The following is a 20,949-nucleotide window of genomic DNA, read 5'->3' as shown; positions in this document are numbered from 1 at the left end:
AGAGCAGGATGAAATTCAGTGAACAATGGCTGCGTGGCTGGGTAAGCCCGCAGGTAGGTCGCGACGAGCTGGTTGCCCGTCTGTCGATGGCCGGTCTTGAGGTCGATAGCGTTACGCCGGCCGCCGGTGTTTTCAGCGGCGTGGTCGTGGGCGAGGTGCTGAGCACCGAGCAGCACCCGGATGCCGACAAATTGCGTGTGTGCCAGGTCAGCAATGGCGCGGAAACCTTCCAGGTCGTGTGCGGAGCGCCCAATGTGCGCCCGGGCCTGAAGATCCCGTTCGCAATGATCGGCGCTGAGCTGCCGGGCGACTTCAAGATCAAGAAGGCCAAGCTGCGTGGCGTCGAGTCCAACGGCATGCTGTGCTCCCAAGCCGAACTGCAAGTAGGCGAGGGCAACGATGGCCTGATGGAACTGCCGGCCGACGCGCCAGTGGGCCAGGACATCCGCGTTTACCTGGAACTGGAAGACGCGAGCATCGAGGTCGACCTGACCCCGAACCGCGGCGACTGCCTGTCCCTGGCCGGTCTGGCCCGTGAAGTGGGTGCGCTGTACAACGCGTCGGTCACCCGTCCAGTGGTTGCCACGGTGCCAGCTGTGCACGACGAAGTGCGCCCGATTGAAGTGCTGGCGCCACATGCCTGCCCGCGTTACCTGGGTCGTGTGATCCGTAACGTTGACCTGTCCAAGCCAACGCCGCTGTGGATGGTTGAGCGTCTGCGTCGCGCCGACGTACGCAGCATCGACGCTGCCGTCGATATCACCAACTACGTGATGCTGGAGCTGGGTCAACCGCTGCACGCCTTCGATCTCGCCGAGATCAACGGTGGCATCCGCGTACGCATGGCTGAAGAAGGCGAGAAGCTTGTGCTGCTCGACGGCCAGGAAGTCAGCCTGCGTGCCGACACCCTGGTCATCGCCGACCACTCCCGCGCCCTGGCAATCGCCGGTGTGATGGGTGGCGAGCACAGCGGTGTGTCCGCGACCACTCGCGACGTTTTCCTTGAAAGCGCGTTCTTCGACCAGATCGCTATCGCTGGCAAGGCCCGTTCCTATGGCCTGCACACCGATGCTTCGCACCGATACGAGCGTGGCGTGGACTGGCAGCTGGCCCGTGAAGCCATGGAGCGCGCCACCGGCCTGCTGCTGGAAATCACCGGCGGCGAAGCCGGCCCGATCACCGAAACCGTCAGCGAGCAGTACTTGCCGTCCGTTGCGCCGATCACCCTGCGTGCCAAAAGCGTCGAGCAGATGCTGGGCCTGGTGATCGAGCCGGCTGAAATCGAGCAACTGTTGTCGGCCCTGGGCCTGGCTATCTCCGTGAGTGGGGAAGGGCAGTGGCACGTTGAAGTGCCAAGCCATCGTTTCGACATCAGTCTCGAAGTTGACCTGATCGAAGAGCTGGCGCGCCTGTACGGCTACAACCGCCTGCCGGTTCGTTACCCGCAAGCGCGCCTGGCGCCACAACCGAAGGCCGAGGCGCGTGCGCATCTGCCTGAGCTGCGTCGCCTGCTGGTAGCCCGTGGTTACCAGGAAGCGGTGACCTACAGCTTCATCGATCCGAAGCAGTTCGAACTGTTCAACCCGGGCGTCGAGCCGCTGTTGTTGGCCAACCCGATTTCCAACGACATGGCGGCCATGCGTTCGTCTCTGTGGCCAGGCCTGGTGAAAGCACTTTCCCACAACCTGAACCGTCAGCAAGACCGCGTGCGCATGTTCGAAAGCGGCCTGCGTTTTGTCGGTCAGCTGGATGGTCTGAAGCAAGAGCCGATGTTGGCTGGCGTGGTGTGCGGTAGCCGTCTGCCGGAAGGCTGGGCGCAGGGCCGTGATGCCGTGGACTTCTTCGACGTCAAGGCTGACGTGGAAGCGGTACTGGGTTTCGCCGGTGCACTGGATGCCTTCACCTTCCTGCCAGGCAGCCACCCGGCGTTGCACCCGGGCCAGACTGCGCGCATCGAGCGTGAAGGGCGTCTGGTTGGTTTCGTGGGTGCCATCCACCCGGAACTGTCGAAAACCCTCGGTCTTGACCGTCCGGTGTTCGTGTTCGAGCTGGTCCTGGCGGAAGTGGCCTCGGGCAAGATGCCGAAGTTCAGCGAGCTGTCGCGCTTCCCTGAAGTGCGCCGCGACCTGGCCTTGATCGCCGACCGTGAAGTGGCCGCTACTGCGGTTCTGGATGTAATCCGTGAAAATGCAGGGGAATGGCTGACGGACCTCAGGCTATTTGACGTCTATCAGGGTAAAGGTATTGATCCGCATAGAAAAAGCCTCGCAGTTGGCTTGACCTGGCAGCATCCATCGCGCACTCTTAATGACGATGAGGTGAATACCACGACACAAAATATCCTCACCTCGCTCGAACAAAGGTTGAACGCCACGTTAAGGAAGTGACGTATGGGGGCTTTGACGAAAGCTGAGATGGCGGAACGTCTGTACGAAGAGCTGGGTCTGAACAAGCGCGAGGCCAAGGAATTGGTCGAGCTGTTTTTTGAAGAAATCAGACACGCTCTGGAAGACAACGAGCAGGTCAAATTGTCCGGTTTCGGCAATTTTGACCTGCGGGACAAACGCCAGCGGCCTGGCCGCAATCCAAAAACGGGAGAAGAAATCCCGATCACGGCTCGCCGTGTGGTCACCTTTCGTCCAGGGCAGAAGTTGAAGGCCCGAGTTGAGGCTTATGCTGGAACCAAGTCATAACGACGAGCTACCCGTCATCCCAGGCAAACGCTACTTCACCATTGGTGAAGTCAGCGAGCTCTGTGCGGTAAAACCGCACGTGCTGCGCTACTGGGAGCAGGAGTTTCCTCAACTCAACCCCGTCAAACGCACCGGGAACCGTCGGTATTATCAGCGCCAGGACGTGCTGATGATCCGACAGATCCGCGCATTGCTGTATGACCAGGGGTTCACCATCAGCGGTGCGCGCCAGCGTATGTCCGGTGATGAAGCCAAAGACGACACCACCCAATACAAGCAAATGATCCGCCAGATGATCGCTGAGCTTGAAGATGTGCTGGTGGTTTTGAAGAAGTGATTCAAGCTTTTAAAATACTTCCACATTTCAAAAGCTTGCGGTATATTTCGGGTCGCTTCGTTATGAAGCAAACTCAGTAACACGCCTAGTCGGGGCGTAGCGCAGTCCGGTAGCGCACTAGCATGGGGTGCTAGGGGTCGAGTGTTCGAATCACTCCGTCCCGACCATTATTCCTGAGTAAAATCAGACACTTGAGCCGATCAGATAGATCGGCTTTTTTGTGCCTGCGCAAAACCTGCGCAAAACTGGCGCAAAACTACCCGGTGATTTCGCTGATATTCAGGTCAGGAACTGCCTCGGACCAGATGATTTCCTCGTGGTCCCGCTGGTAGTTTTTGGTCATGCCCTCGCTCGCATGACCTGCAATCTTCTGCCCATCCTTGCCGGCTTTCTTGTACAGGTGCAGCGACAGCGCTCGCACCTCGTGAAAGCCCGGCATTTCCTCTTCCTTCCATCCCGCGTAGCAGTTCGCCGCCTCTCTGGCCTCCTTGAATGCTCGCGTCAAATACCGCTCCTCAACCTTCGTCCAGTGGTCCTTCGTCTGTGCCTGCTTCTGTTTCAGTCGATCCGGCTTGCGGTGCACCAGGGTACGGTGACACGACATCATCGCGGCACCGGCTGATTACCGTCTGCAACTCGGGCGTGGCCCTGAATCGAATCCAGGCCGCGTCAGTAGCCTTGGCCGTCTTCTTCTGCACGACATAGAGGAAACCTTCCCTAACCCCCATCAAAGCGCATGTCCAGGATGTCCGTGCGTCGCTGGGCGGTTATCAGTGCTAGGTCGATTGCATTCTGTAGCCATGCGGGCGACTTCTCCCTGATCGCTTTCAGGCCCTCGACGGTATGCCTTTTGCGCTGCTTCTTCTCGATCCGATTGATGGTGCTAGCCGCCGGGTTGTCAGGGCATAGGCCTTTGGCTGCTGCGTGGTTGAAAATGTCGATCAGCAGCGCCCGGGACTGGTTCGCCGAGCGGGGCGTAATTGCGTCCAGCATCTCTGCGATCATGCGGATCGTGATCTGGTCGACCGCCTTGCCTTCGAACTGCTTGCGGAAGCGTCGGAAGTGCACGGCATATAGACCAAGGGTTCCCTTGGCCAGCTCGCGCGGCGGAAGGACTTCGCGCTCGTAAGTGTCGAGGAATGTGGCGAACGACGCCGACGAAGCAGAGAGAACTGCGCCGACCAGGTCAGCGCCGCGCATGAACTCTAGGTTCAGTTGTTTTGCGGCGTCGATTGCTTTGATTCGATCGACGCCGAACTGGAACCACTTCCCATCGGTCGGCCGGCGATAGCGATATGTCGACCGGCGCGCATCGAAGTAAAGATTCTGCGGTAGGTTCTTGTTCGCCTTGTTGCGCGGCCGAGGGACCATCATGCAGCTCCTTTCAATACCATCGCCACCAGGTCGTTTCCGTCCGAGCGAGTAAATGCGGTCCAATCAACGTACCAGAGTTTCCCGATCTGCTCGCCCGGCACTGCTCCATTCCGGATGTGGTTGCGTATGGCTTGAGGGCACTGGGGCGTTCCATTCTCTCCCCAGCGCCGGCGCTGGAACTCACTGATTTTGATCAGCTCTCTTTTCATTGGGTGCTCCTTTCCTTGCTTGGCGGCATGAGGTCGCCCGCCGCTCACCGGCAGGCATGTAGGGGGATTGGGTTTAGGGAAGCGTGCTGCCGATTTGCGCTGCTACGACGGTGATAGCTTGGCGGAGAGCGCCACCTCGATCCTCGTCATCGGTCCAGCCGATGTTCTCGCCGAAGCCGCGCCGCTCGACCATCACGTACTGCAGGTTGGTGAACCAGAGGATGCTGAGCTGAAGGTCTACCGCCAGGCGCATGGCTTGGACGTCATCACTGAGTGGCTGCCATTGCTCACGACCGGATTCTGGATCGTCGTAGTAGAAGGCATCGCTCCCGTGTCGGTATTCCAGTTCGAAGGCCATGGCCTTTGCTGACAGCCGTAACAGCTCATGGTCTGTCATGGCCTTGGCCCCTTGTAGATGAACACGTAGGCGAACCAGAGGGTGGCGATCATGGCTGCTGCTCCTTTTCGAAGTGGAAAACCACCGGCGCGCCTGTCTCGGCGATCAGGCCATATGCCTTGGCCAGGCGGTAAATTGGGGTGTAGTTGTTCAGCGACTCGACGTGTCTTGAGATCCAGCTGCGCCAGCCTTCCAGGGTTTGGCCGCCCTTGCTGATGTTGCAGGGCGCGCAGGCCGGCATCATGTTCTCCAGCACGTCATGCTCAGGCCGTAGCGGCTTGCCCGACACCAGCTTCCAGGTGCCGGCGGCGGTCTGCTTTGAAAGCAGCTCGCGCACTACCGGCGCCAAGTGGTCGGCGTGCCACCGGTCACCCAGCACCACACCGCAGTAGGCGCAGTGCCCGCCGTACTTCAGGCGCACTTTTTCGCGCTCAGCTTTCTTCAGGCGCATAGGTATCCTTGCCGCTATAGCGGCTGACTTTAAAGGGGGGGTGTGGGTTGTAACGCTTGCTCAAATCGGGCCGACTAGAAATGCAGTCGGTCAATGAACCTTTTCCATTGGTGGCCTGTCATTTGCCTGATGGGCGCGACCCGGCATCTCCGGATAGGCCAATTTCGAGGCGAGCGCATGAGCGACTTAGACGATTTTAGATTTAGAGCACACGAGCTATTGGTCAGGCTCGATGCTGAAACCACGAAAATGATGATGATGGTGGTATCGAAGAATGTCTCAGGTAAGGAGTGGGACGATGCTGTCAGAAAACACCTCGATGCCTTTGAAGCATGGACCTCTCTCATGAGCGCTTCGAATTCCAAAGCGAACGACAAGGGTTAAAACAACCGCGCTCCTCTTTACCAGATCATGGGCATTCACAACCGTCATGCCGAGGCGTTCGGCTGTCAGGACTTCCAGGCGTGCACCCTTTGAATGCTCCCAACCGGGCAGGGTGGCCACGGTGTCGCAGTCCATCAGGGCGACGATATCGCGGCGCATGCAGTCGCTCCAGGTGCCGCCGTCGGGGTTGAGTTCGGCGGGGTTGGTGACGGTGTGGCCGTCGGCGCGCAAGTTGGTGGTCATGGCGTGGAAGGCGGCGAAGTTGAGGCTGGGCAGGCCTGTCATGGGGCCGCTCAGGTAAATCCGTTTCACGGGGAGTCCTTGCCGGGCCATGCCCGGGCGGTGGAGTGGGGGAGTGGAAAAAGCCCAAGAGGAATGGCAGTGCTGGGCTTGAATTAATGGGGCACCCATAACTAAGGAAAAAATCCTTGGTGCTTCTCTTCCTTAAGGTGCCCCATGAAACTATTGATACTGGTAATTGAACTGATGAACGCCCTGGTCAACTTGGCCGACTCTCTCAGCCGGGCCGGCTGGTTTTGAGTTGTTGCAGGAGGCGTCGGCCGATCCAGCGAACCACGGTGACGGCCTTGCTGTTGCCAATCGCCTTATAACGTGGGCCGTCTGGGCATTCGCTGGCAGGCTTGCCGCGCCAAGGGATCTGCGTGTAGTTATCGCGGAAGCCTTGGCAGCGCTCCCATTCGATCACGCTGGTCCGGCGGACGCCTTCGGGCTCCAGCACATATGCCTCTCTATCATCGAGAGAGCCCCCCCCTTGTGCCGTGAGAGTAGGGTGAAGTGCAAGCTTCGCCGGCCATCCCGGCGGGCTATCCCGGCGAGTGCCTTCGCGCTCAAAAAGTACCTCGGCGGGATCGAACCCGTTTCGAGCACTTGCGACAACGAACACACGACGGCGCCGTTGGGCCAGGCCGAAATATTGGGCGTCCAGGACCCGCCACGCGATTGTTCTTTTGGGTCCATACACACAACCAGCGTCCTGCCATTTTTTCCCTGGAGGCTGCAGCTCGCAGTCTTCCCCAGCAAGCGCGCCAAGAAAGCATCCGAAGGCGTTCCCTTTGTCGCTGAGGACGCCGGGGACGTTCTCCCAGACGATAACGCTGGCGGGCTTTCGCTGGCCGGCGCGAACATAGTCAACTGCATCTGCAAGCTCCACGTATTTGATGGTGAGGGCGCCGCGCGGGTCGGTGAGACCTTCACGCATGCCTGCAACCGAGAAGGCCTGGCACGGGGTGCCGCCGACCAGTACGTCTGGCGCCGGGATCTTGCCGGCCAGCACCAGGGCGGCCAGCTTCGTCATGTCGCCGTGGTTCGGCACGTTGGCGTAGTGGTGGGCCAGAACCGCCGAGGGGAACGGCTCAATCTCAGCGAACCAGGCGGCGCGCATGCCCAGCGGGTGCCAGGCCTGAGTCGCAGCTTCGATGCCGCTGCACACGCTTCCATAGGTGATAGGCATTCAGCTGCTCTCCTGGCTCAAAAACAGGCTATGAAAAATGAGGTAAAATTCGGTCTTTCATAAGGAGATCGAAGAATGTCAGTAGAAATTCGAGAAGTCGTTTCCAGCTTTGTTTTGGATGTTTCTGGTCACACTGTGCATGCCCGAATTACAAAGGATATTGATGGTTCGGAAGGCTTTATCTGGGATATCAGCCATCATGGGGGCGGTTTTTCTCGAGCAAAAAAAGCTCAGATGGCTCCAGTGAGTAGTCGTAAAGAGGCGCTGGAGCAGATCATCGCCTATGCCCAAACCTTCGAGCCGGGATACAGCCCGGTGCCGAACAGCCGCTACTGAGATATGAGTGAGCTAATCGACAATCCTCATGGATTCATGCCGCTTGATCTTCTTGCTTCGGAGGCCACTGCGAAAAGCCTACTCGAGGCGCTTTAGTCTTCGGGTTGATGATCGGCTTGCCTTTGGCGTCCGCCAGCACGGCCTTGGCCCGGATCTGCATATCGCGGCACCTCAGGGTCTTGCGGGCCAGCTCAATGAACTGCTCGGCGTACTGCGGAGCGTCGAAGAGCGGCGAGAGCTGGCGGACCGTACCCCCCCCCCATTATCTTCTCGGTGCGCTTGGCGACCAGCTCCAGCCATTCAGCTTCGGGGATCGGTTCGACGCCGCCCGGTGCCTTTGGGTTCTTCCGGGTGCCGGCCGTTTTCTTGCGGGCCTCGGTCTTGGCGACATCAAGGGTCATTCCAAACACTGCAAAGGTGCTCATGAGTTATCTCCAAGCGTGCGCCTGCCTCGCCGGCTGGCGTGATTCGTTGATAGGGGAGATGGCAAGCAGACCAGTGGCCTTGGCGTATCCGGGGAATAGCCTACCCTTCAGGGGCGGTTCCCATATCCAAGGAGGTCAACATGTCGAAAAGTGGCAGTGGTAAAGGAGCGGGTGGCTCTAGCGGTTCAGGGAAGGGTTCGGGCAGTTCATCCCGCGGCCCATCAAGCCATTCAGGGCCGGGAGGAAACTGGCCAAGTACAACCGGAAAAGTCTCGGGTGGCGATCGAGGAAATGCGCAGTCAGGCAAGAAGGGCTGACATTCAACTGTAAGTTATTGACCACCCTCATCGGAATAGGTGAGGGTGGGCTATTACGGCTGACCGGCATGGAGCCGGATCAAGGAGTTTTGCGATGAGCTACAAGACCAGAATCGTTTTCACAGTCAAAGAATCAGGTGATGGTGTTCCATGCTTGAACATGGAGTTTCACGACAATATCCCCGGCCTTCCAGAAGATCCCCCAGCTTTTGATCTGAACCCTGGAACAGACCTGAAAAAGGCAAAGGAAATTGCGGCTTACCTCAATCAGAACTTAGCTGCGTTTCGACCATTTCCTCTCGAATCGAAACCCGGATTTCAACAGGGCGTTAAGTAGCCGGCATTAGGCATCCTGTCGCTGGCTTAACGCCAGTTGGCGCGCCGCTTCAAACTCGCTGCCGAGGATTTCGGCTGCGCCCTCGATGCTCTCGTGTCCATCCTCAAGCCTGATGCCGAGATTTAGGTAAACGACCCCATCCAGCTCGAAGAACACTCCGCCGCACATCCACAGGGCACCCGGGCTCAGTCCAATCGACTCCCAGGCTTCGTCCATGTCGATGCTGGCCGGGCAATGCTCCTTCCACAGTGCCGACAGGCGCTCATGCTCGGCAACCTGAGCGGCCCGTGCTTCTTTCGGCGTACCTTTAGCGGGCTTGGCACTGGAGCGCAGTGCGCGGTAGTCGTACTGATCGGGGCGGCACCAATGCACATCCAAATCCCTGCTGGCGCTGATCTTCACGCCGCCGACGTAGCTTCGACTACCTGACCGCATCGGCGAGGCAGATCCGCCAAACACCTGGCCAAGCTTGGTGCGCTGTGCGTCCCACTCTTTGCGTTTGGCGACCCAGGCGATTACCGCAGCAACCACGGCAGGGGCGGTGGTCTTGTACATGTAGTTGCTCATGGATTATCTCCAGTCTGGCGCCGCCCTTTGTGACCGGTGGTGGCAATTTGGTTTTGGTTGGGGTATTACGGGGGACCTGCATGGAGCCGGAAGGGAAAAAAGATGTATCAATTCCAATACTGGAAAGAGATGCAGGAGCTCAAAGTTCACGCCTACTATCTTGAGTTCTATCAAATAGAGTGCGAAAACTCAGAGCGCTTGATCAGCGTTTTCCTCGCAATTACGTCCTCAGCTAGCATTGGAGCCTGGGCTATTTGGAAGAACGCCGCGATGCTTTGGGGGGGTGTGATTGCTGCCAGCCAAGTGCTTTCGGTGGTTCATCAGTTCCTTCCATTCAGAGCGCGAATTAAGCCGCTTGGCGTGGCCGCTATAGAGCTTTTCCTGCTTTCTGAGGAAGCAGAACAGGGTTGGTATGAAGTCTCTGAAGGGCTGTTGAAAGGGAAGGAGGTTCACGATAAGCGAATGGAATTACGCAGAAAGAAATCAGCGATTATGAAAGCTGCTTTTCCTGGTGGAACAATTCCTGTCAAAAGCAAGCTACTAGATAAAGCTGAAGAAAAAAGCGCAAGTTACTTCAATAACTACTATCCGGTGAATTGAGATGAACAAAGATAAAGAACCGAAAGGCCGCAATGACAATTCAAGGGGAGTTCCGACTTTCGATCACGCACTGCCACCTATAAAAAACACAACACCAATGCCTCAAGTCAAACCTCTGAAAAAGGATGACAGCTGATCCTGCGCTTAACCGGGCGCTTCGATTTCGTCTTCAGGCTCGGGCGGATCGTCCGAGAGCGACTTCAGGCCGGCTTCGCGGATGATTCGTGACACCTTTTCGGTAACAACAAAAGGTGTCGCGACACACTTGAGCATGTGCGCCGCCGTTTCGAAGTCGGCGGCGATCAGGTTGCGCAGCAGGTTCTGAAACACTTCCTGCTGATTGTTGAAGCCGTGCTGCTTCATCAGCCGCTTGAGGTCGGCCTTGAAGACGCCGGCCACCTCAACCGTAAACTTCTCGACGCCCAATGCAGCGTTCTTCTCTGCTGCCTTCTCGCGCTTGCGGCGCTGCTTCAGGGCTTCCGTCGTCGGCTGTTGCTCTTCCTCGGCCATGGCCTACCTCTTCGATTCCACTTGCCGGAATGGGCAGCCAGGTCGGCCTGCGCCGCGCGGCGGTGATTTTGCTGATGCGCCTCATGGGGTGTCAGCGAACTTGAAGCCGTTCTCTTCGGCGATCAGCTTGAGGCGCTTGATGTGCATGCCCAGGCTCTTTGCCGCCACGCTGGCGATAACGCCCTTGGCTGCTTCGGCGCGCACGGCTGGTGCCAGCTTGTCGCGCTGGGCCCGCAGCTTTTCGTGGTGAGCGGTGGTACCGAAGAACGGCGCTTCTGCACTCACGCCAGACGCGACCTGCTGAACCGTCTTCCCGGCGCCGAAGTAGGCATCCAGTTGCTGGTTCAGGTTGGCGATGATCGAGTCCTTCGGGTTGGGCATTGGCTCGCCGATCATTGCGCACCGCCCGACAGCGTCACCTTCACACCATCGGCGCGGCACTCCAGGGCCTGGGCAAAGTTGCTGGCTTCCTTCCAAGTCCAGCGGAAACCCTTCACCTTGCCGGTGGACAACTCCACGATGTGGTACGCGTTGCCCTTGGTCTGTACCTGGTAGCGAATCTTCTGCACGGGCTGCTCCTTGCCAAGCATGACGTAGAGTGCGGCGGTGGCTACGCTTGCCCGAATACGGAGGGCGGTGCGCGCGGCGTTGGGGTTATGCATTGCGGTTTGCATGGCTGTTCCCTCTGTATGGGATTGCGTTTATTCGTCAGCAACCTGACCGCCTGCTGTTTGCCGTTGGGCGCAGGGGAGGGTGCTGACGGATAAAGGCGAGGCGTAAAAAAGCCCAGTCGAAACCGGGCTTTCAGTTCTGTCACAAACGCCTCCGTACGTGACAAGCCAGCGGGGCCTGGTTGGCTGCGCCGGTATCTGTGCGTTTACATGGCTGCCAATCCTCCGCGTGAGATTCAGGTGTTCGGCAATTCCGAACTACTGGGCGCACTGCTTTTTATGACGCGACTATCGCAACGCTCACCCGTCGCACGGGTGGATACAGGTGGCCGGCATTGCCAGGTGTTCGTCCGCATCCCGCTGCCCACTCAGTGAATGGGCAGAAGTGATGCCTACGGTTTCTGTTTTCCGGCCATCAGCACCACCAGCAGCAAAGCGACCAGTACCAGGTCGCCAACCATTGAGAAGATGCGGCTCGCCGAGTCGACGAAGACAACGCCACCGGCGAGCCCGTAGGCCGCGAGGGAGCGCGCTTTGTTGCTGATCCTGCCCAGCATGGTTACAGGTAGTCTTTCAGGTTGAGGTTCATGATCTTGGCGGCCTTCTCCAGCACCACCATCTCGGCGGGCTCGATCTCGCCGTCGGCCTCGGCCACGGTGAGCATGAAGTTCAGGACGGTCGCTGCGTCGTCGACGCTGTGAGCCAAGTCCTTCAGTTCCTTTTCGGCGTTCTGACGGATGATGCGCGGGCCGCCGTCGTTGAAGTCGGCCTTGGCGCGATCAATGGTGTTGCTCAGCTCGGCGCCGAACCCCTTCAGGGCTGCCGAGTTGTTGATCAGCTTCTCGATCTTTTCGAGCTCTTCCTTTTCGATATCGCCGTCTGCGGAAGCGACGTAGAAAACGCCATAAACCGAAGCCTGCATAAGATCGCGGTTGGTCATCACGGCCAGGGCCTGACGCGCTTCGCCGGATTTCTTGCCAAACAGTTTGCCGAACATGGGTGAATCCTCTGGGTTGGGTTGCATCCCGCTGCACCCTGTCGCCAAGGTGCAGCAGTGATGCTGTCCGTCCAATTGCCGCCGGAAGTGGCGGGGCGCATTGCATGCCGGGTCATTCACTCGGTTCTGGCGTTTCACCATCGAGCAGCCGTACAAGGTTTTCCCTGTCGTTGGCAGGCTTTCGGGCCTGTCTGCTCGCCGGTCGCCGGTAGAGGCAATGCGGTCTTTTTTTTGTTGCGCTGACTGTTAAAGAGCGATGCCGGTTATGTGTCGGCATGGGCAAAATATAGGTGTGCACATATTCTGTGTCAATGGGTAAGCCCATATATTTTCCCTTGGGTGATAAAAAGCCCGCTAAGTGCGGGCTCCGCTTACAGGTCGATGTATCTCTTCCAGCTAATCCTTACGCTACCTTCGGCCAAGCGCTCGACGGTGATTCCGTCAGTCTCGTCAAATTCCTGGAGAACTTGATCCCAGGCATCAGGGGATTCATCTTCACGCCTGAGGATGGTGACTGCTTGGACCTTTTGCACGCCGGGGTCGGAGACCATGCGTTGAATCCGCCGGCCAACCTGCTCGTAGGAGTTGGGTGTAAAGGTAGTGCTGGTTGTGCAGATACTCATGCGCTTCTTCCTTGTTGTTACTGTATGGATAGACAGTATTTGATCCATAAGGAAACGGCAATACGGAAGGAGTACATTTGTACTCTTTCTTTTATGAGGCCAAAAAAAACCCGCTATCTGCGGGCTCATTTATTTGCTGGTTCGGCAAGAGAGGATCTACAGTTTCCCGCTCATCCTTACCGCAACGCCAATGATCCGGCACTGCTCATCGCACTCGACCATTTTGTAGGCTGGGTTCAATGGCTTCAGATACCGTATGCCGCCGTCTTCTACGAGCTTCTTGAACGTCGCCTCGTTACTGGCTGGAAGTTTGGCAATCACAAGCTTGCCGGGCTTCACGTCCGCCTCCGTGTCCACGAGGATCATCATCCCCTCGGGTACGCTGGTGCCTGTCGGCGCCGTCATAGAGTCGCCTTTGACTTCGAGCCAGAATGCAGGGCCCTTTGAGTCGTAATCCGAGATCTCATACCTGTCAGAAAAACCGTCTGGGTATGGCTGAACTGCTTCCTCCCAAGACCCAGCAGAGACCCAGCTGATGACGGGGTATCGATAGAGCATCTCAGGCTGAACAACGTCTTTCACGTTGGACGGCTCCGCATCGGCGGACACCATCGGCCCAGTACCGCTCTCGATCCATATGGCCGACACGCCACACGCCTTCGCAATCGAGGCGTTATAAGACGATCGCTGGGATCTACCTCGCTCGAGATCAGAAATAGATGCCTGGTCGATGCCAACAACCTTCGCTAGCTGAGCTTGGGTGAGGCCTGCGTGGCGCCGAGCGGCTTTGATTCGTTCTTTATATTCCATCCCCCGATTATTACTGGTGCACCCATACCGTTGCAAAGTGGTATGCCCATGATCTACGATATGGGTATTCACATACGGAGGGGCAGCATGAAGACCATCTTTAAAGACCTCGTTGCCTTCTTCGGGACGCAAGAAGTCACCGCCGAGAAGCTCAAGGTCGATCAAAGCACAGTTTCTGGTTGGGTCCGGGGTAAGCACGGGATGTCTCCTGTCATTGCCAAGCGGGCCGAAGATTTGACCGGCGGGTCGTTCAAGAAAGAAGACCTTTGCCCCGCTTTTCCTTGGGCCGAAATGGTGGCCTGAAGCGACTCCGCTGTCGCTCCGGTCCTTGGGAAACATTTTGCAACGCGTGATGGCGCTCAGCCACATAAACATTTTCGAGGTTTTACGGATGCAGGACTTTCTGAACGCTTGCGACATGGTTGTGGAAGAGGCTGATACGAAGAGCCTGGCAACTCTGCTGGGAATGCCACCGGTAAGCCTGCTTCAGCGCGCCAACGCGAACTACGACGGCGCCTGGTTCAACGTGAAACACATGTACGCGCTGCTTCTGCACACGCAAGACATGCGCCCGCTGTCTGCATTGGCTGGCGAGTTCGGTTATTCGATCTTGAAAAAAGACCAGCCTGCAGCCCTCGGCATTCATGAGGCCCTAGGTCGCGCAACGCTGGAGTTCGCCGAAGTCACCGTCGAGACCCATGCCGCGATGGCTGATGGTCGTGTTGATCAGGTGGAGCGCGCCCGGATCTTGAAAGAGATCGCTCACGCCGAGGAGGCGCTGGCGCAACTGAAGGCATCAATAAAAGTCGCCTGAATCGCAGGCACAAAAAAGCCGGGCTGCAACCCGGCTCTTTCAACAACTTGTAAAACACAGTGGGGCCATTATGAACATGACATCTACCCCTGGCAATACCCCTAGTGTCGCGACACTTTTTGCGAGTGATGAAAAAGTGTCACAACACAAAATGTCTTCCCGAGAAATTGCCGAGTTGACCGGGAAGCGCCATGACAACGTCAAGCGCACGATCGATTCTTTGGTGGTGGATCGGGTTATTGATTTTCCTCAAGTTGAGGAAAACCCCGCAAGCCTTGGTCGGCCAGGTCGGCACTACCTGATTGGAAAGCGCGACAGCTTTGTCGTAGTCGCCCAACTCAGCCCTCAATTTACCGCAGCGTTGGTGGATCGCTGGCAAGCGCTGGAGTCCACGCTGATCGGGCGAATCCAGGTACCTACCAGCTTCTCCGAAGCGCTGCGCCTCGCGGCTGACCAGGCTGAACAAAATCAACAGCTTCAGCAGGTCATCCAACAGCAGGCACCGAAGGTTCAGGCTCTTGCGCGTCTGGCCGGCACCCACGGCTCTGTCTGCATCACCACGGCCGCCAAGCAGCTCGGTGTGGGTCCTCTAAAGCTCTTCAAGTGGCTCAGCGACAACCGCTGGATCTATCGCCGTGCGGCGTTCTCGGCCTGGTCTGCGTATCAGCCCCGTCTCACCGCCGGCCTGCTTGAGCACAAGCTGGTCAAGGTGGGGGAGGGCGCCGAAGAAGACCTCAAGGTAGTCGAGCAGGTCATGGTCACCCGCAAAGGCATCACCACTCTTGCCGAACAAATCCAAGGAAACTCGCTGTGAGCGTTCAAGCAATGTCCTGGGCGCTCTCTCTGCCCGTTCAAACCCTCAAAGACTCAAGCGCACGCCATGTGCTGCTGTGCCTGGCCAACTACGCAAGCTCGAATGGTGTTGGCGCCTTCCCGTCAGCCAAGACCCTGACTGATGACACTGGTTTGTCCGAGCGAACCGTCCGCATCAAGCTCGACTTGCTGGAAGAGGTAGGCCTGATTGTTCGTGGTAATCAGGCCTTAGCTGCCGTGTACATCGATCGCCATGACCGACGGCCAGTTGTGTACGACCTGATGCTCAAGCGGGGTGCAGTAGCTGCACCCCGCACTGATGCAACGGGGTGCAGCCTTGAACAGAACGGGGTGCAGCCTACGACAGAACGGGGTGCAGCCACTGCACCCAATCCATCACTTAACCATCAAGGAACCGAAGAGCAGCAGCAGCGCGAAATTGCTGAGTTGATTTCTGAGCAGGATCGCCAGGCTCTGGAGGCGCAAGACGACCGCCAGCGGTTCGCGATGTTTGCCGCGTTCGAGCCCCCAATGCAGGCGCTGCAAACCCAGCTGAAAATCGCCGGACTTCCCGCTGATGCCCTTACGCCAGATCTGCTATCCGGCTTCAAGGGGTTCTTCGTCGCCAAAACAACCGTTCTCGATACCTCCGGTGGCTGGTGTTTCAAGTTGGCAGGTTGGATCAAGCGAGAGCGCGCCCAGGCCTCCGGCACAGCGAGCACCGAAGAAGGCTCGGGCGTTGATGACTGGTCATCGAAAGGAGTACGACTGTGAATCGAGCAGGCAAGCCTGTCGCTGTGGGGGAGTTGGTTGCTCGCCGCCGGTCAGATCCGACCTATCAGGGTCCCGAACAATCTCTAGCTGTGGTCACAGTTGATCCTTCAACCCGGGCGGTTATTGACGACCTGTTCCTTCGGTTGCGTGGGGCATGCGGCGCCTGGCGACAGTCCTGGCCCACCGAGGCCGTCATGAACGCCTCTAAGCTTGAGTGGCTTGGCGAGTTCATGCGCTCAGGCATCAGCCGTATGGAGCAGATCGACCACGGCATGAGGGTAGTGAGTGCGAGCAAGTCAGCTTTTGTGCCGGCCCCTGGCGTTTTTGTCAGCTGGTGCTTTGCACCTGAAGGCTTGGGCCTTCCGAGCGTCGAGTCTGCTTACGCTCAGGCGCTCCGCAATTGCCACCCAGCAATGCGCAACTGTTCGAAGTGGTATCACCCAGCCGTCTACCACGCAACTGCTGCCGCCGGCTTCCATAGTCTGCCGTTGCTCTCCCGTGAACTGGGTCTGGCGAGCTTTGAAAAGCAGTACCTAAACCAATGCCGTCGAATTTGGCAGGGCGAGAGTCTTGAGCCCGTTCCGGTTGCCGAGCTTGCTGCGCCTAAACCAAAAATCACCCCCGATGTTGGCAATAGGGCCCTGGCCGAACTGCGCGCATGCCGCGCCGGAGGTTCCCGTGGCTGATCGTCTCCTGGCAACGCCCGAGCCTCACCTGTACCCATACGCGGTCTTTTGCTGCTCGTTCAAGTTCGACCTTGGCGGCACTCCTGACCACGCCATGGCGCTTTTCGCTGACCGCAACATGGCTGCTCGATACGGCTGCGGGATGTGGCCTGAGACGTACCAAGTGATTGATTTGCGTACATCCCAGAGGGTTGCCCCATGACCCGCCAGACCAAGCTGACCAAGGCCGCGCGCGGTCAAGACTGCCAGGTCCGTCTGCCGGGCTGCCCAGGCGATACCGAAACGGTGGTGTTGGCCCATTACCGCCTGGCGGGGATTTGCGGAACGGGCATGAAGCCACCAGACCTGATCGGGGCCTGGGCGTGCGAGTACTGCCACAGCCTGAGCGATGGCCGCACCAACCGAAACACCCTGGGCATGAGTTACGACGAGATCCGCCTCTATCACGCCGAGGCCGTTCTGCGGACTCAGGCCATTTTGATCAAAGAAGGAAAGGTGATCGCTTGAGCACCCAAATCAAAACCCTGACGGTGAAACTGTCGGATGCCGAGATCGTCCGTAACGCCAAGCTTGAGCATGTGCGCGACCTGCGCGACGCGAGCCATCCGGCGTTGCACTTCCGCTTCGCAAAGAATCGCACCCGTGGCTCCTGGTACTTGCTCAACAAGCGCCAATGGCACCGGCTCGGCGCCTTTCCTGACCTCAACACCAAGCAGGTAATCGCGGCGTTGCCTGCGGTGCGTCTGCGCGTGGCTGCCGACGGCGCTGCCAGTGTTTCGGGCTGGGTGACCGTGGGTGAGCTGCTCGACTGGTACGGCTCCCGCATGGCCAAGTCCAAGGCGCTTTCGGAGAAGCGCCGGGCGGCGATCAAGTCGGCCATCAGCTGCCAGCTCAAGCCGCGACTGGATGATCTGCTGATCGGCGATGTGAATGCGCAGACCCTGGACAAGCTGCTGATGTGGCCAGCCCAGGCGGAACTGTCGCTGTCTTACGTCCAGCAGCTGTACAGGCTGCTCGCCGTGGCGTTCCGGCAGGCCCGCAAGCTCGACCTGATCCCCTCGAACCCGATGGCCGAGTTGAAGTTTGGCAACTTCACCGCGGCGCGCATCATGCCCAAGCCTGCACGCCTTCGTGATGTTCATGTGCAGGACCTAGTGACGCTGCTGGCTGAGCGTTTTGATAGCGCGCCAGGTGACGCCATGCTGGCCCTGATGATGCTGTGCCACGGCACCCGTATCGGTGAGACGCGGCAATCACGCTGGGCAGACATCGCGCTGGCTGAACGTGAGTGGTTCTTGCCGGCAGAGCACACCAAGACCAAGACCGAGTTGCGCGTGCCATTGACTGACCAGGTCTGCGCGTTGCTGGCCCGCTACCGTGATCGACAGGCCGCCCAGGGATACGAAGGGGCTTTCCTGTTCCCATCACGCCGTGGCAAGCCACTGAGCGATCACCAGGCCAGTGCTGTCTTCACTCGGCTGGGGCAGGGCGCCTGGACAAGCCACGACCTGCGCAAGGTGGCCCGCACAGCCTGGACAGACCTCGGCGTCGACGGCCACATCGGCGAGATGCTGCTCAACCACTCGCTTGGCAAGATCGCCTCCACCTACATCAACACCCAGGCCAAAGAACAGCGCCGCCTCGCCCTGGTGAAGTGGCACAACTGGTTAGATGGGCGTGGCTTCAAGGCGATTCACGCGCAGACAGGCGTTAGATATGAAGATTCGCAAAACCTCGTAGACGCCTTGAACGGCGGCGCCTGCGAGCCTGATCCGCAATTTGTTAAGGGCGAGGTTTAAAAATGCTGATTCAGATTCTAAAGCGCACCCGACTCGCCGTGAACCCGGCCGATATCAGCGCCATCTTCATCTACACCGTGAATCACGATCCGATCCTTGAGGTGCGCATGCAGGGTGGCGACAAGTACCGCGTACATCACGAACCTAATTTGCCGAACGGGGACGATGTTTACGAAACCCATAGGCGACTGCTGGAGGCCAAATGAAGAAGTCGCACGGCCCTGCGTTCCGCGCCGCTCAGCTCGACCTGGACAAATGCCCGGCATGCCGTGGTCGGGCAGTGATCAGTGGCGTATTCCATGAGCTGGCCTGCGTGCAGTGCAGCGCCTCGGGCTGGGTCACCGCCGAAACCGGTGAGGCGCTGCCGCTGGAAGTGCTGGTGACGCAGTTGAGCATTCGTCTCCAGGCAGCAGAACAGCAGATTGATCAGTTGAAGCGCCCGGACCCGGTGTTCGGCCCGGACGCCCAGTACAACGACAACAACCGCCGTGGCCCAGGTGCCACCAACTTCACAGGGGATTGAGCCATGGCCTTCACACCGAGCTTTAAAGAACGCACCGCCGAGGATCTGCTGGAGCATTGGGGCCGCTGGGTTGTCCTGGGCTCCAGTGTGTCGTGCTGCGCCTCCCGCGAGAACACTATCCTGTCGCCGATGATCACCGACGACGATGCGCTGATGATCGATGGCTTAATGGGTCGCCTGCTCAAGCGCTACCCCGAATGTGGCCAGGTGCTGATGAAGTACTACACCACCCGCGACAGCTCGTTGATGGAGGTCGGCAAGAAGATGGGCTTCGGTGAAGAGAAGACGCGCGGCCTGTGGAAGGCTGGCCTCGCCTGGATTGACGGCGCTTTAGATGTTCGTCGTCAGGCTGCTTGACAGCCCCGGTCCCTGCATATAGATTTCAGTTACTTTGCGGTTTTTCCGCGAGCAAAGCCCGACCCTAGAGTCGGGCTTTTTGCTTTCTACACTTCCTTGAGCCTCGGCATTTGCCGGGGCTTTTTCGTTTTCGGCTCCACCACACCCATTGCTCCGAGCTGGGAGTGCTGCTGGAGCCGGATCTATCCACTCCCCGAAAGGGAGGAACCTGAGATGCCGAACATGCCTGAAAAGGATCCTGGTCTGTGGGCCGCAGTAATTGCCTGGCTGGTGATGCATCAACCTCAACTCTACGCAGCTGGCCTATCGGTCGGCATCGCTGTGCTGCGCGTGATGTACGGCGGTGGCACGCGGCGCCAGATGTATCTGGAGGGTGCGCTCTGCGGCCTGGTTACTTTGTCTCTGGTCCCGCTTCTCGAATGGATGGGCTTGCCACAAAGCATGGCCACCTTCGCCGGTGGTGCTGTTGGATTCCTTGGGGTCGAGAAGGTGCGTGGTTACTACGACAAGGCCGCCACGCGGAAGGTCGAAGGCTGATGGCTTGTAGCGCTTGCGCCGCACGCCGAGCCAGGGCGATCAAGTGGCTGAGGATCGCAGCAGAGCGTGCAGGCCTGGTGCCCGCCGCTCAACCAACTGAACCGCCAACCCATCAGCCCGCTAAGAGCGAGCCTACCAACGAGTGAGCGACATGCCGGTCAGGCCGCAGCGACACAAGCCCGCCTCACCCGCCACACCCAAGCACACCACGCCTGAGCAACAGCGAGGCACCAGCAACGAGCGCGGCTACACATACCGCTGGCAACAGTCGAGTAAGGGATACCTGGCCAAGCACCCGCTGTGCGTCCACTGCCAAGAGCAAGGGCGCGTGGTGGTGGCCACTGACGTTGATCATATCGTTCCGCACCGCAGCGACATGGGTCTGTTCTGGGATCGGGCCAACTGGCAGGGCCTGTGTCACCCATGCCACTCAGCCAAGACGGCCAAGGAAGACGGTGGGTTCGGCAATGCCAGGCGCAGCTGATGTACCGCTCACATGGGCCTGTACGCAGCTGTCGTCAGGCGTAAATGAGAGGAAATCCCATCAGAATGCACCGAAATGGAGCAAATAGGCAGGCTCAATGGGTGGGGGCGGGTCAATAGTCTGGGGCTTTTCGCTTCTAGACCGCGCCCGAGCCGTTTTTTCGCACCGTCAAAATTAGCTTTTCAAAATTGAAGGACCACAAATGACCCGAGGACGGAAGCCAACGGCCCCGCACCTCAAGGTTCTGGCCGGTACAACTCGCCCGGATCGCGAGGAAGCTGACGCGCCAGAGTTCGACCTGGTCGCCGACTTCCCAGATCCACCTCAGCATCTGAATGTCGACGGCTCGGAAATGTGGCGATCGCTTGGTCGCCAGCTTGTCAGCGCAAGGGTGCTGCAAGTCGTAGACCTATATTCGCTCGAGCAACTTTGCTTCGCCTGGCAATGCTTCCGGAAAAAAGCCAAGGCCGACATGGAGTCAACCGCGGCGGAAACTACCGCGCTCAAAGCATTGTTTTCAGAGTTCGGCATGACTCCGGCCAGTCGCCGGAAGGTGTCCTCTGGTTCCGAAAAACCGAAGGGCAACGCATTCGCCGGAAACGGCCGCAAGCAGGGTGCCAAATAATCGAATGATCTGGCTGTCCAGTCTGGAG

The 20,949-nt window shown here is 58.6% G+C and carries 34 protein-coding genes, 1 tRNA gene and 1 pseudogene; 20 read left to right on the top strand and 16 right to left on the bottom strand.

The features are described from left to right. Positions 1 to 8 precede the first annotated feature (8 nt). The 4 genes from pheT (at position 9) to PSH87_RS18470 (ending at position 3,197) form a co-directional block, all read left to right on the top strand. A complete protein-coding gene (gene pheT / locus PSH87_RS18485; RefSeq protein ID WP_017737821.1) occupies positions 9 to 2,387 on the top strand; it encodes a phenylalanine--tRNA ligase subunit beta in 2,379 nt (792 codons plus the stop codon). A gap of 3 nt (positions 2,388 to 2,390) precedes the next feature. Beyond that, positions 2,391 to 2,693, top strand: coding sequence for an integration host factor subunit alpha (gene ihfA, locus PSH87_RS18480; protein WP_002553164.1), 303 nt, complete (start codon positions 2,391 to 2,393; stop codon positions 2,691 to 2,693). Further along, positions 2,674 to 3,030, top strand: a complete 357-nt coding sequence (locus PSH87_RS18475; RefSeq protein WP_010209127.1) for a MerR family transcriptional regulator — start codon at positions 2,674 to 2,676, stop codon at positions 3,028 to 3,030. Before ihfA ends, PSH87_RS18475 begins: the two co-directional genes overlap by 20 nt. Positions 3,031 to 3,120: 90 nt before the next feature. After that, positions 3,121 to 3,197 (top strand) — tRNA-Pro (locus PSH87_RS18470). Between the two features lie 89 nt (positions 3,198 to 3,286). Here the strand turns inward: PSH87_RS18470 and PSH87_RS18465 are convergent. The 6 genes and pseudogenes from PSH87_RS18465 to PSH87_RS18440 form a co-directional block, all read right to left on the bottom strand. Continuing rightward, positions 3,287 to 4,401, bottom strand: a pseudogene (locus PSH87_RS18465) (phage integrase Arm DNA-binding domain-containing protein). Then, positions 4,401 to 4,613, bottom strand: coding sequence for a hypothetical protein (locus tag PSH87_RS18460; protein ID WP_059404374.1), 213 nt, complete (start codon positions 4,611 to 4,613; stop codon positions 4,401 to 4,403). Before PSH87_RS18460 ends, PSH87_RS18465 begins: the two are co-directional and overlap by 1 nt. A gap of 73 nt (positions 4,614 to 4,686) precedes the next feature. Beyond that, on the bottom strand, positions 4,687 to 5,010 hold the full coding sequence (locus tag PSH87_RS18455; protein WP_305430599.1) for a hypothetical protein: 324 nt from the start codon (positions 5,008 to 5,010) through the stop codon (positions 4,687 to 4,689). 49 nt (positions 5,011 to 5,059) lie between these two features. Then, complete coding sequence (locus PSH87_RS18450) at positions 5,060 to 5,461, bottom strand: HNH endonuclease (protein WP_178918758.1); 402 nt, start codon at positions 5,459 to 5,461, stop codon at positions 5,060 to 5,062. 279 nt (positions 5,462 to 5,740) lie between these two features. Next, positions 5,741 to 6,157, bottom strand: coding sequence for a DUF4406 domain-containing protein (locus PSH87_RS18445; protein ID WP_305430598.1), 417 nt, complete (start codon positions 6,155 to 6,157; stop codon positions 5,741 to 5,743). Between the two features lie 205 nt (positions 6,158 to 6,362). Continuing rightward, positions 6,363 to 7,316 carry a DNA cytosine methyltransferase gene (locus tag PSH87_RS18440; protein ID WP_305430597.1) on the bottom strand — a complete coding sequence of 318 codons (954 nt, stop codon included), beginning with the start codon at positions 7,314 to 7,316 and terminating at the stop codon, positions 6,363 to 6,365. Between the two features lie 75 nt (positions 7,317 to 7,391). Between PSH87_RS18440 and PSH87_RS18435 the strand changes: the two genes are divergently transcribed. Then, positions 7,392 to 7,652 carry a hypothetical protein gene (locus tag PSH87_RS18435; protein WP_305430596.1) on the top strand — a complete coding sequence of 87 codons (261 nt, stop codon included), beginning with the start codon at positions 7,392 to 7,394 and terminating at the stop codon, positions 7,650 to 7,652. Positions 7,653 to 7,686: 34 nt separating this feature from the next. Here PSH87_RS18435 and PSH87_RS18430 read toward each other — a convergent pair whose 3' ends face one another. Both PSH87_RS18430 and PSH87_RS18425 read right to left on the bottom strand, forming a co-directional pair. Continuing rightward, positions 7,687 to 7,812 (bottom strand): hypothetical protein, encoded by a 126-nt coding sequence (locus PSH87_RS18430; RefSeq protein ID WP_305430595.1) that lies wholly within the window; start codon positions 7,810 to 7,812, stop codon positions 7,687 to 7,689. A 31-nt stretch (positions 7,813 to 7,843) separates the two neighbouring features. Further along, positions 7,844 to 8,077: a hypothetical protein gene (locus PSH87_RS18425; protein ID WP_305430593.1), complete on the bottom strand. Its 234-nt coding sequence runs from the start codon at positions 8,075 to 8,077 to the stop codon at positions 7,844 to 7,846. A 411-nt stretch (positions 8,078 to 8,488) separates the two neighbouring features. On the opposite strand from PSH87_RS18425, the gene PSH87_RS18420 reads away from it, so the two are divergent. Then, positions 8,489 to 8,731, top strand: coding sequence for a hypothetical protein (locus PSH87_RS18420; protein WP_305430591.1), 243 nt, complete (start codon positions 8,489 to 8,491; stop codon positions 8,729 to 8,731). Between the two features lie 6 nt (positions 8,732 to 8,737). Here the strand turns inward: PSH87_RS18420 and PSH87_RS18415 are convergent, their stop codons facing one another. Next, the gene (locus PSH87_RS18415; RefSeq protein WP_305430589.1) at positions 8,738 to 9,298 is read right to left on the bottom strand and encodes a hypothetical protein; all 561 of its coding nucleotides are present in this window, start codon (positions 9,296 to 9,298) and stop codon (positions 8,738 to 8,740) included. Positions 9,299 to 9,400: 102 nt separating this feature from the next. On the opposite strand from PSH87_RS18415, the gene PSH87_RS18410 reads away from it, so the two are divergent. Beyond that, entirely contained in the window at positions 9,401 to 9,898 is a 498-nt protein-coding gene (locus tag PSH87_RS18410; protein ID WP_305430588.1) for a hypothetical protein, read from the top strand. Between the two features lie 144 nt (positions 9,899 to 10,042). Here the strand turns inward: PSH87_RS18410 and PSH87_RS18405 are convergent, their stop codons facing one another. From PSH87_RS18405 to PSH87_RS18375, 7 genes are all read right to left on the bottom strand, one after another. After that, a complete protein-coding gene (locus PSH87_RS18405) occupies positions 10,043 to 10,408 on the bottom strand; it encodes a hypothetical protein (RefSeq protein WP_305430587.1) in 366 nt (121 codons plus the stop codon). Between the two features lie 81 nt (positions 10,409 to 10,489). Further along, positions 10,490 to 10,804 carry a hypothetical protein gene (locus PSH87_RS18400; protein ID WP_305430586.1) on the bottom strand — a complete coding sequence of 105 codons (315 nt, stop codon included), beginning with the start codon at positions 10,802 to 10,804 and terminating at the stop codon, positions 10,490 to 10,492. Next, positions 10,801 to 10,977: a hypothetical protein gene (locus tag PSH87_RS18395; protein ID WP_305430585.1), complete on the bottom strand. Its 177-nt coding sequence runs from the start codon at positions 10,975 to 10,977 to the stop codon at positions 10,801 to 10,803. Before PSH87_RS18395 ends, PSH87_RS18400 begins: the two co-directional genes overlap by 4 nt. A 494-nt stretch (positions 10,978 to 11,471) precedes the next feature. After that, positions 11,472 to 11,636, bottom strand: a complete 165-nt coding sequence (locus PSH87_RS18390) for a hypothetical protein (protein ID WP_305430583.1) — start codon at positions 11,634 to 11,636, stop codon at positions 11,472 to 11,474. A 2-nt stretch (positions 11,637 to 11,638) separates the two neighbouring features. Further along, on the bottom strand, positions 11,639 to 12,076 hold the full coding sequence (locus tag PSH87_RS18385) for a tellurite resistance TerB family protein (RefSeq protein ID WP_122822414.1): 438 nt from the start codon (positions 12,074 to 12,076) through the stop codon (positions 11,639 to 11,641). A gap of 371 nt (positions 12,077 to 12,447) precedes the next feature. Next, positions 12,448 to 12,699 carry a DUF1654 domain-containing protein gene (locus PSH87_RS18380; protein ID WP_069553742.1) on the bottom strand — a complete coding sequence of 84 codons (252 nt, stop codon included), beginning with the start codon at positions 12,697 to 12,699 and terminating at the stop codon, positions 12,448 to 12,450. Between the two features lie 156 nt (positions 12,700 to 12,855). Continuing rightward, entirely contained in the window at positions 12,856 to 13,509 is a 654-nt protein-coding gene (locus PSH87_RS18375; RefSeq protein WP_069553743.1) for a LexA family transcriptional regulator, read from the bottom strand. An 87-nt stretch (positions 13,510 to 13,596) separates the two neighbouring features. On the opposite strand from PSH87_RS18375, the gene PSH87_RS18370 reads away from it, so the two are divergent. The 13 genes from PSH87_RS18370 (at position 13,597) to PSH87_RS18310 (ending at position 20,921) form a co-directional block, all read left to right on the top strand. Beyond that, positions 13,597 to 13,812: a YdaS family helix-turn-helix protein gene (locus tag PSH87_RS18370; protein ID WP_069553753.1), complete on the top strand. Its 216-nt coding sequence runs from the start codon at positions 13,597 to 13,599 to the stop codon at positions 13,810 to 13,812. A gap of 88 nt (positions 13,813 to 13,900) precedes the next feature. Beyond that, positions 13,901 to 14,323, top strand: a complete 423-nt coding sequence (locus PSH87_RS18365; RefSeq protein WP_069553754.1) for a phage regulatory CII family protein — start codon at positions 13,901 to 13,903, stop codon at positions 14,321 to 14,323. A 70-nt stretch (positions 14,324 to 14,393) separates the two neighbouring features. Next, positions 14,394 to 15,137, top strand: a complete 744-nt coding sequence (locus PSH87_RS18360) for a phage antirepressor KilAC domain-containing protein (protein ID WP_305430578.1) — start codon at positions 14,394 to 14,396, stop codon at positions 15,135 to 15,137. 11 nt (positions 15,138 to 15,148) lie between these two features. Further along, the gene (locus PSH87_RS18355; protein ID WP_069553755.1) at positions 15,149 to 15,910 is read left to right on the top strand and encodes a helix-turn-helix domain-containing protein; all 762 of its coding nucleotides are present in this window, start codon (positions 15,149 to 15,151) and stop codon (positions 15,908 to 15,910) included. After that, complete coding sequence (locus PSH87_RS18350; RefSeq protein WP_069553745.1) at positions 15,907 to 16,596, top strand: replication protein P; 690 nt, start codon at positions 15,907 to 15,909, stop codon at positions 16,594 to 16,596. Before PSH87_RS18355 ends, PSH87_RS18350 begins: the two co-directional genes overlap by 4 nt. Positions 16,597 to 16,794: 198 nt before the next feature. After that, positions 16,795 to 17,103 carry a DUF1364 domain-containing protein gene (locus PSH87_RS18345; RefSeq protein WP_305430577.1) on the top strand — a complete coding sequence of 103 codons (309 nt, stop codon included), beginning with the start codon at positions 16,795 to 16,797 and terminating at the stop codon, positions 17,101 to 17,103. Then, the gene (locus PSH87_RS18340; protein WP_069553748.1) at positions 17,100 to 18,395 is read left to right on the top strand and encodes a site-specific integrase; all 1,296 of its coding nucleotides are present in this window, start codon (positions 17,100 to 17,102) and stop codon (positions 18,393 to 18,395) included. Before PSH87_RS18345 ends, PSH87_RS18340 begins: the two co-directional genes overlap by 4 nt. Positions 18,396 to 18,397: 2 nt before the next feature. Continuing rightward, complete coding sequence (locus tag PSH87_RS18335) at positions 18,398 to 18,601, top strand: hypothetical protein (protein WP_305430575.1); 204 nt, start codon at positions 18,398 to 18,400, stop codon at positions 18,599 to 18,601. After that, the gene (locus tag PSH87_RS18330) at positions 18,598 to 18,918 is read left to right on the top strand and encodes a hypothetical protein (protein ID WP_305430573.1); all 321 of its coding nucleotides are present in this window, start codon (positions 18,598 to 18,600) and stop codon (positions 18,916 to 18,918) included. The genes PSH87_RS18335 and PSH87_RS18330 overlap by 4 nt, the downstream gene beginning before the upstream one ends. Positions 18,919 to 18,921: 3 nt before the next feature. Next, entirely contained in the window at positions 18,922 to 19,275 is a 354-nt protein-coding gene (locus PSH87_RS18325; protein ID WP_305430571.1) for an antiterminator Q family protein, read from the top strand. A 213-nt stretch (positions 19,276 to 19,488) separates the two neighbouring features. After that, positions 19,489 to 19,812 (top strand): phage holin, lambda family, encoded by a 324-nt coding sequence (locus PSH87_RS18320; RefSeq protein WP_221294105.1) that lies wholly within the window; start codon positions 19,489 to 19,491, stop codon positions 19,810 to 19,812. A 151-nt stretch (positions 19,813 to 19,963) separates the two neighbouring features. After that, positions 19,964 to 20,296, top strand: a complete 333-nt coding sequence (locus tag PSH87_RS18315) for an HNH endonuclease (protein ID WP_305430567.1) — start codon at positions 19,964 to 19,966, stop codon at positions 20,294 to 20,296. Positions 20,297 to 20,498: 202 nt separating this feature from the next. Beyond that, positions 20,499 to 20,921: a hypothetical protein gene (locus tag PSH87_RS18310; RefSeq protein WP_064450968.1), complete on the top strand. Its 423-nt coding sequence runs from the start codon at positions 20,499 to 20,501 to the stop codon at positions 20,919 to 20,921. Positions 20,922 to 20,949: the final 28 nt, after the last annotated feature.

Source organism: Pseudomonas sp. FP453, from assembly GCF_030687495.1.
Classification (GTDB): Bacteria; Pseudomonadota; Gammaproteobacteria; order Pseudomonadales; family Pseudomonadaceae; genus Aquipseudomonas.
The sequence above is the reverse complement of the archived record's forward strand: the minus strand, read 5'-3'. Positions and strand labels throughout refer to the sequence as shown.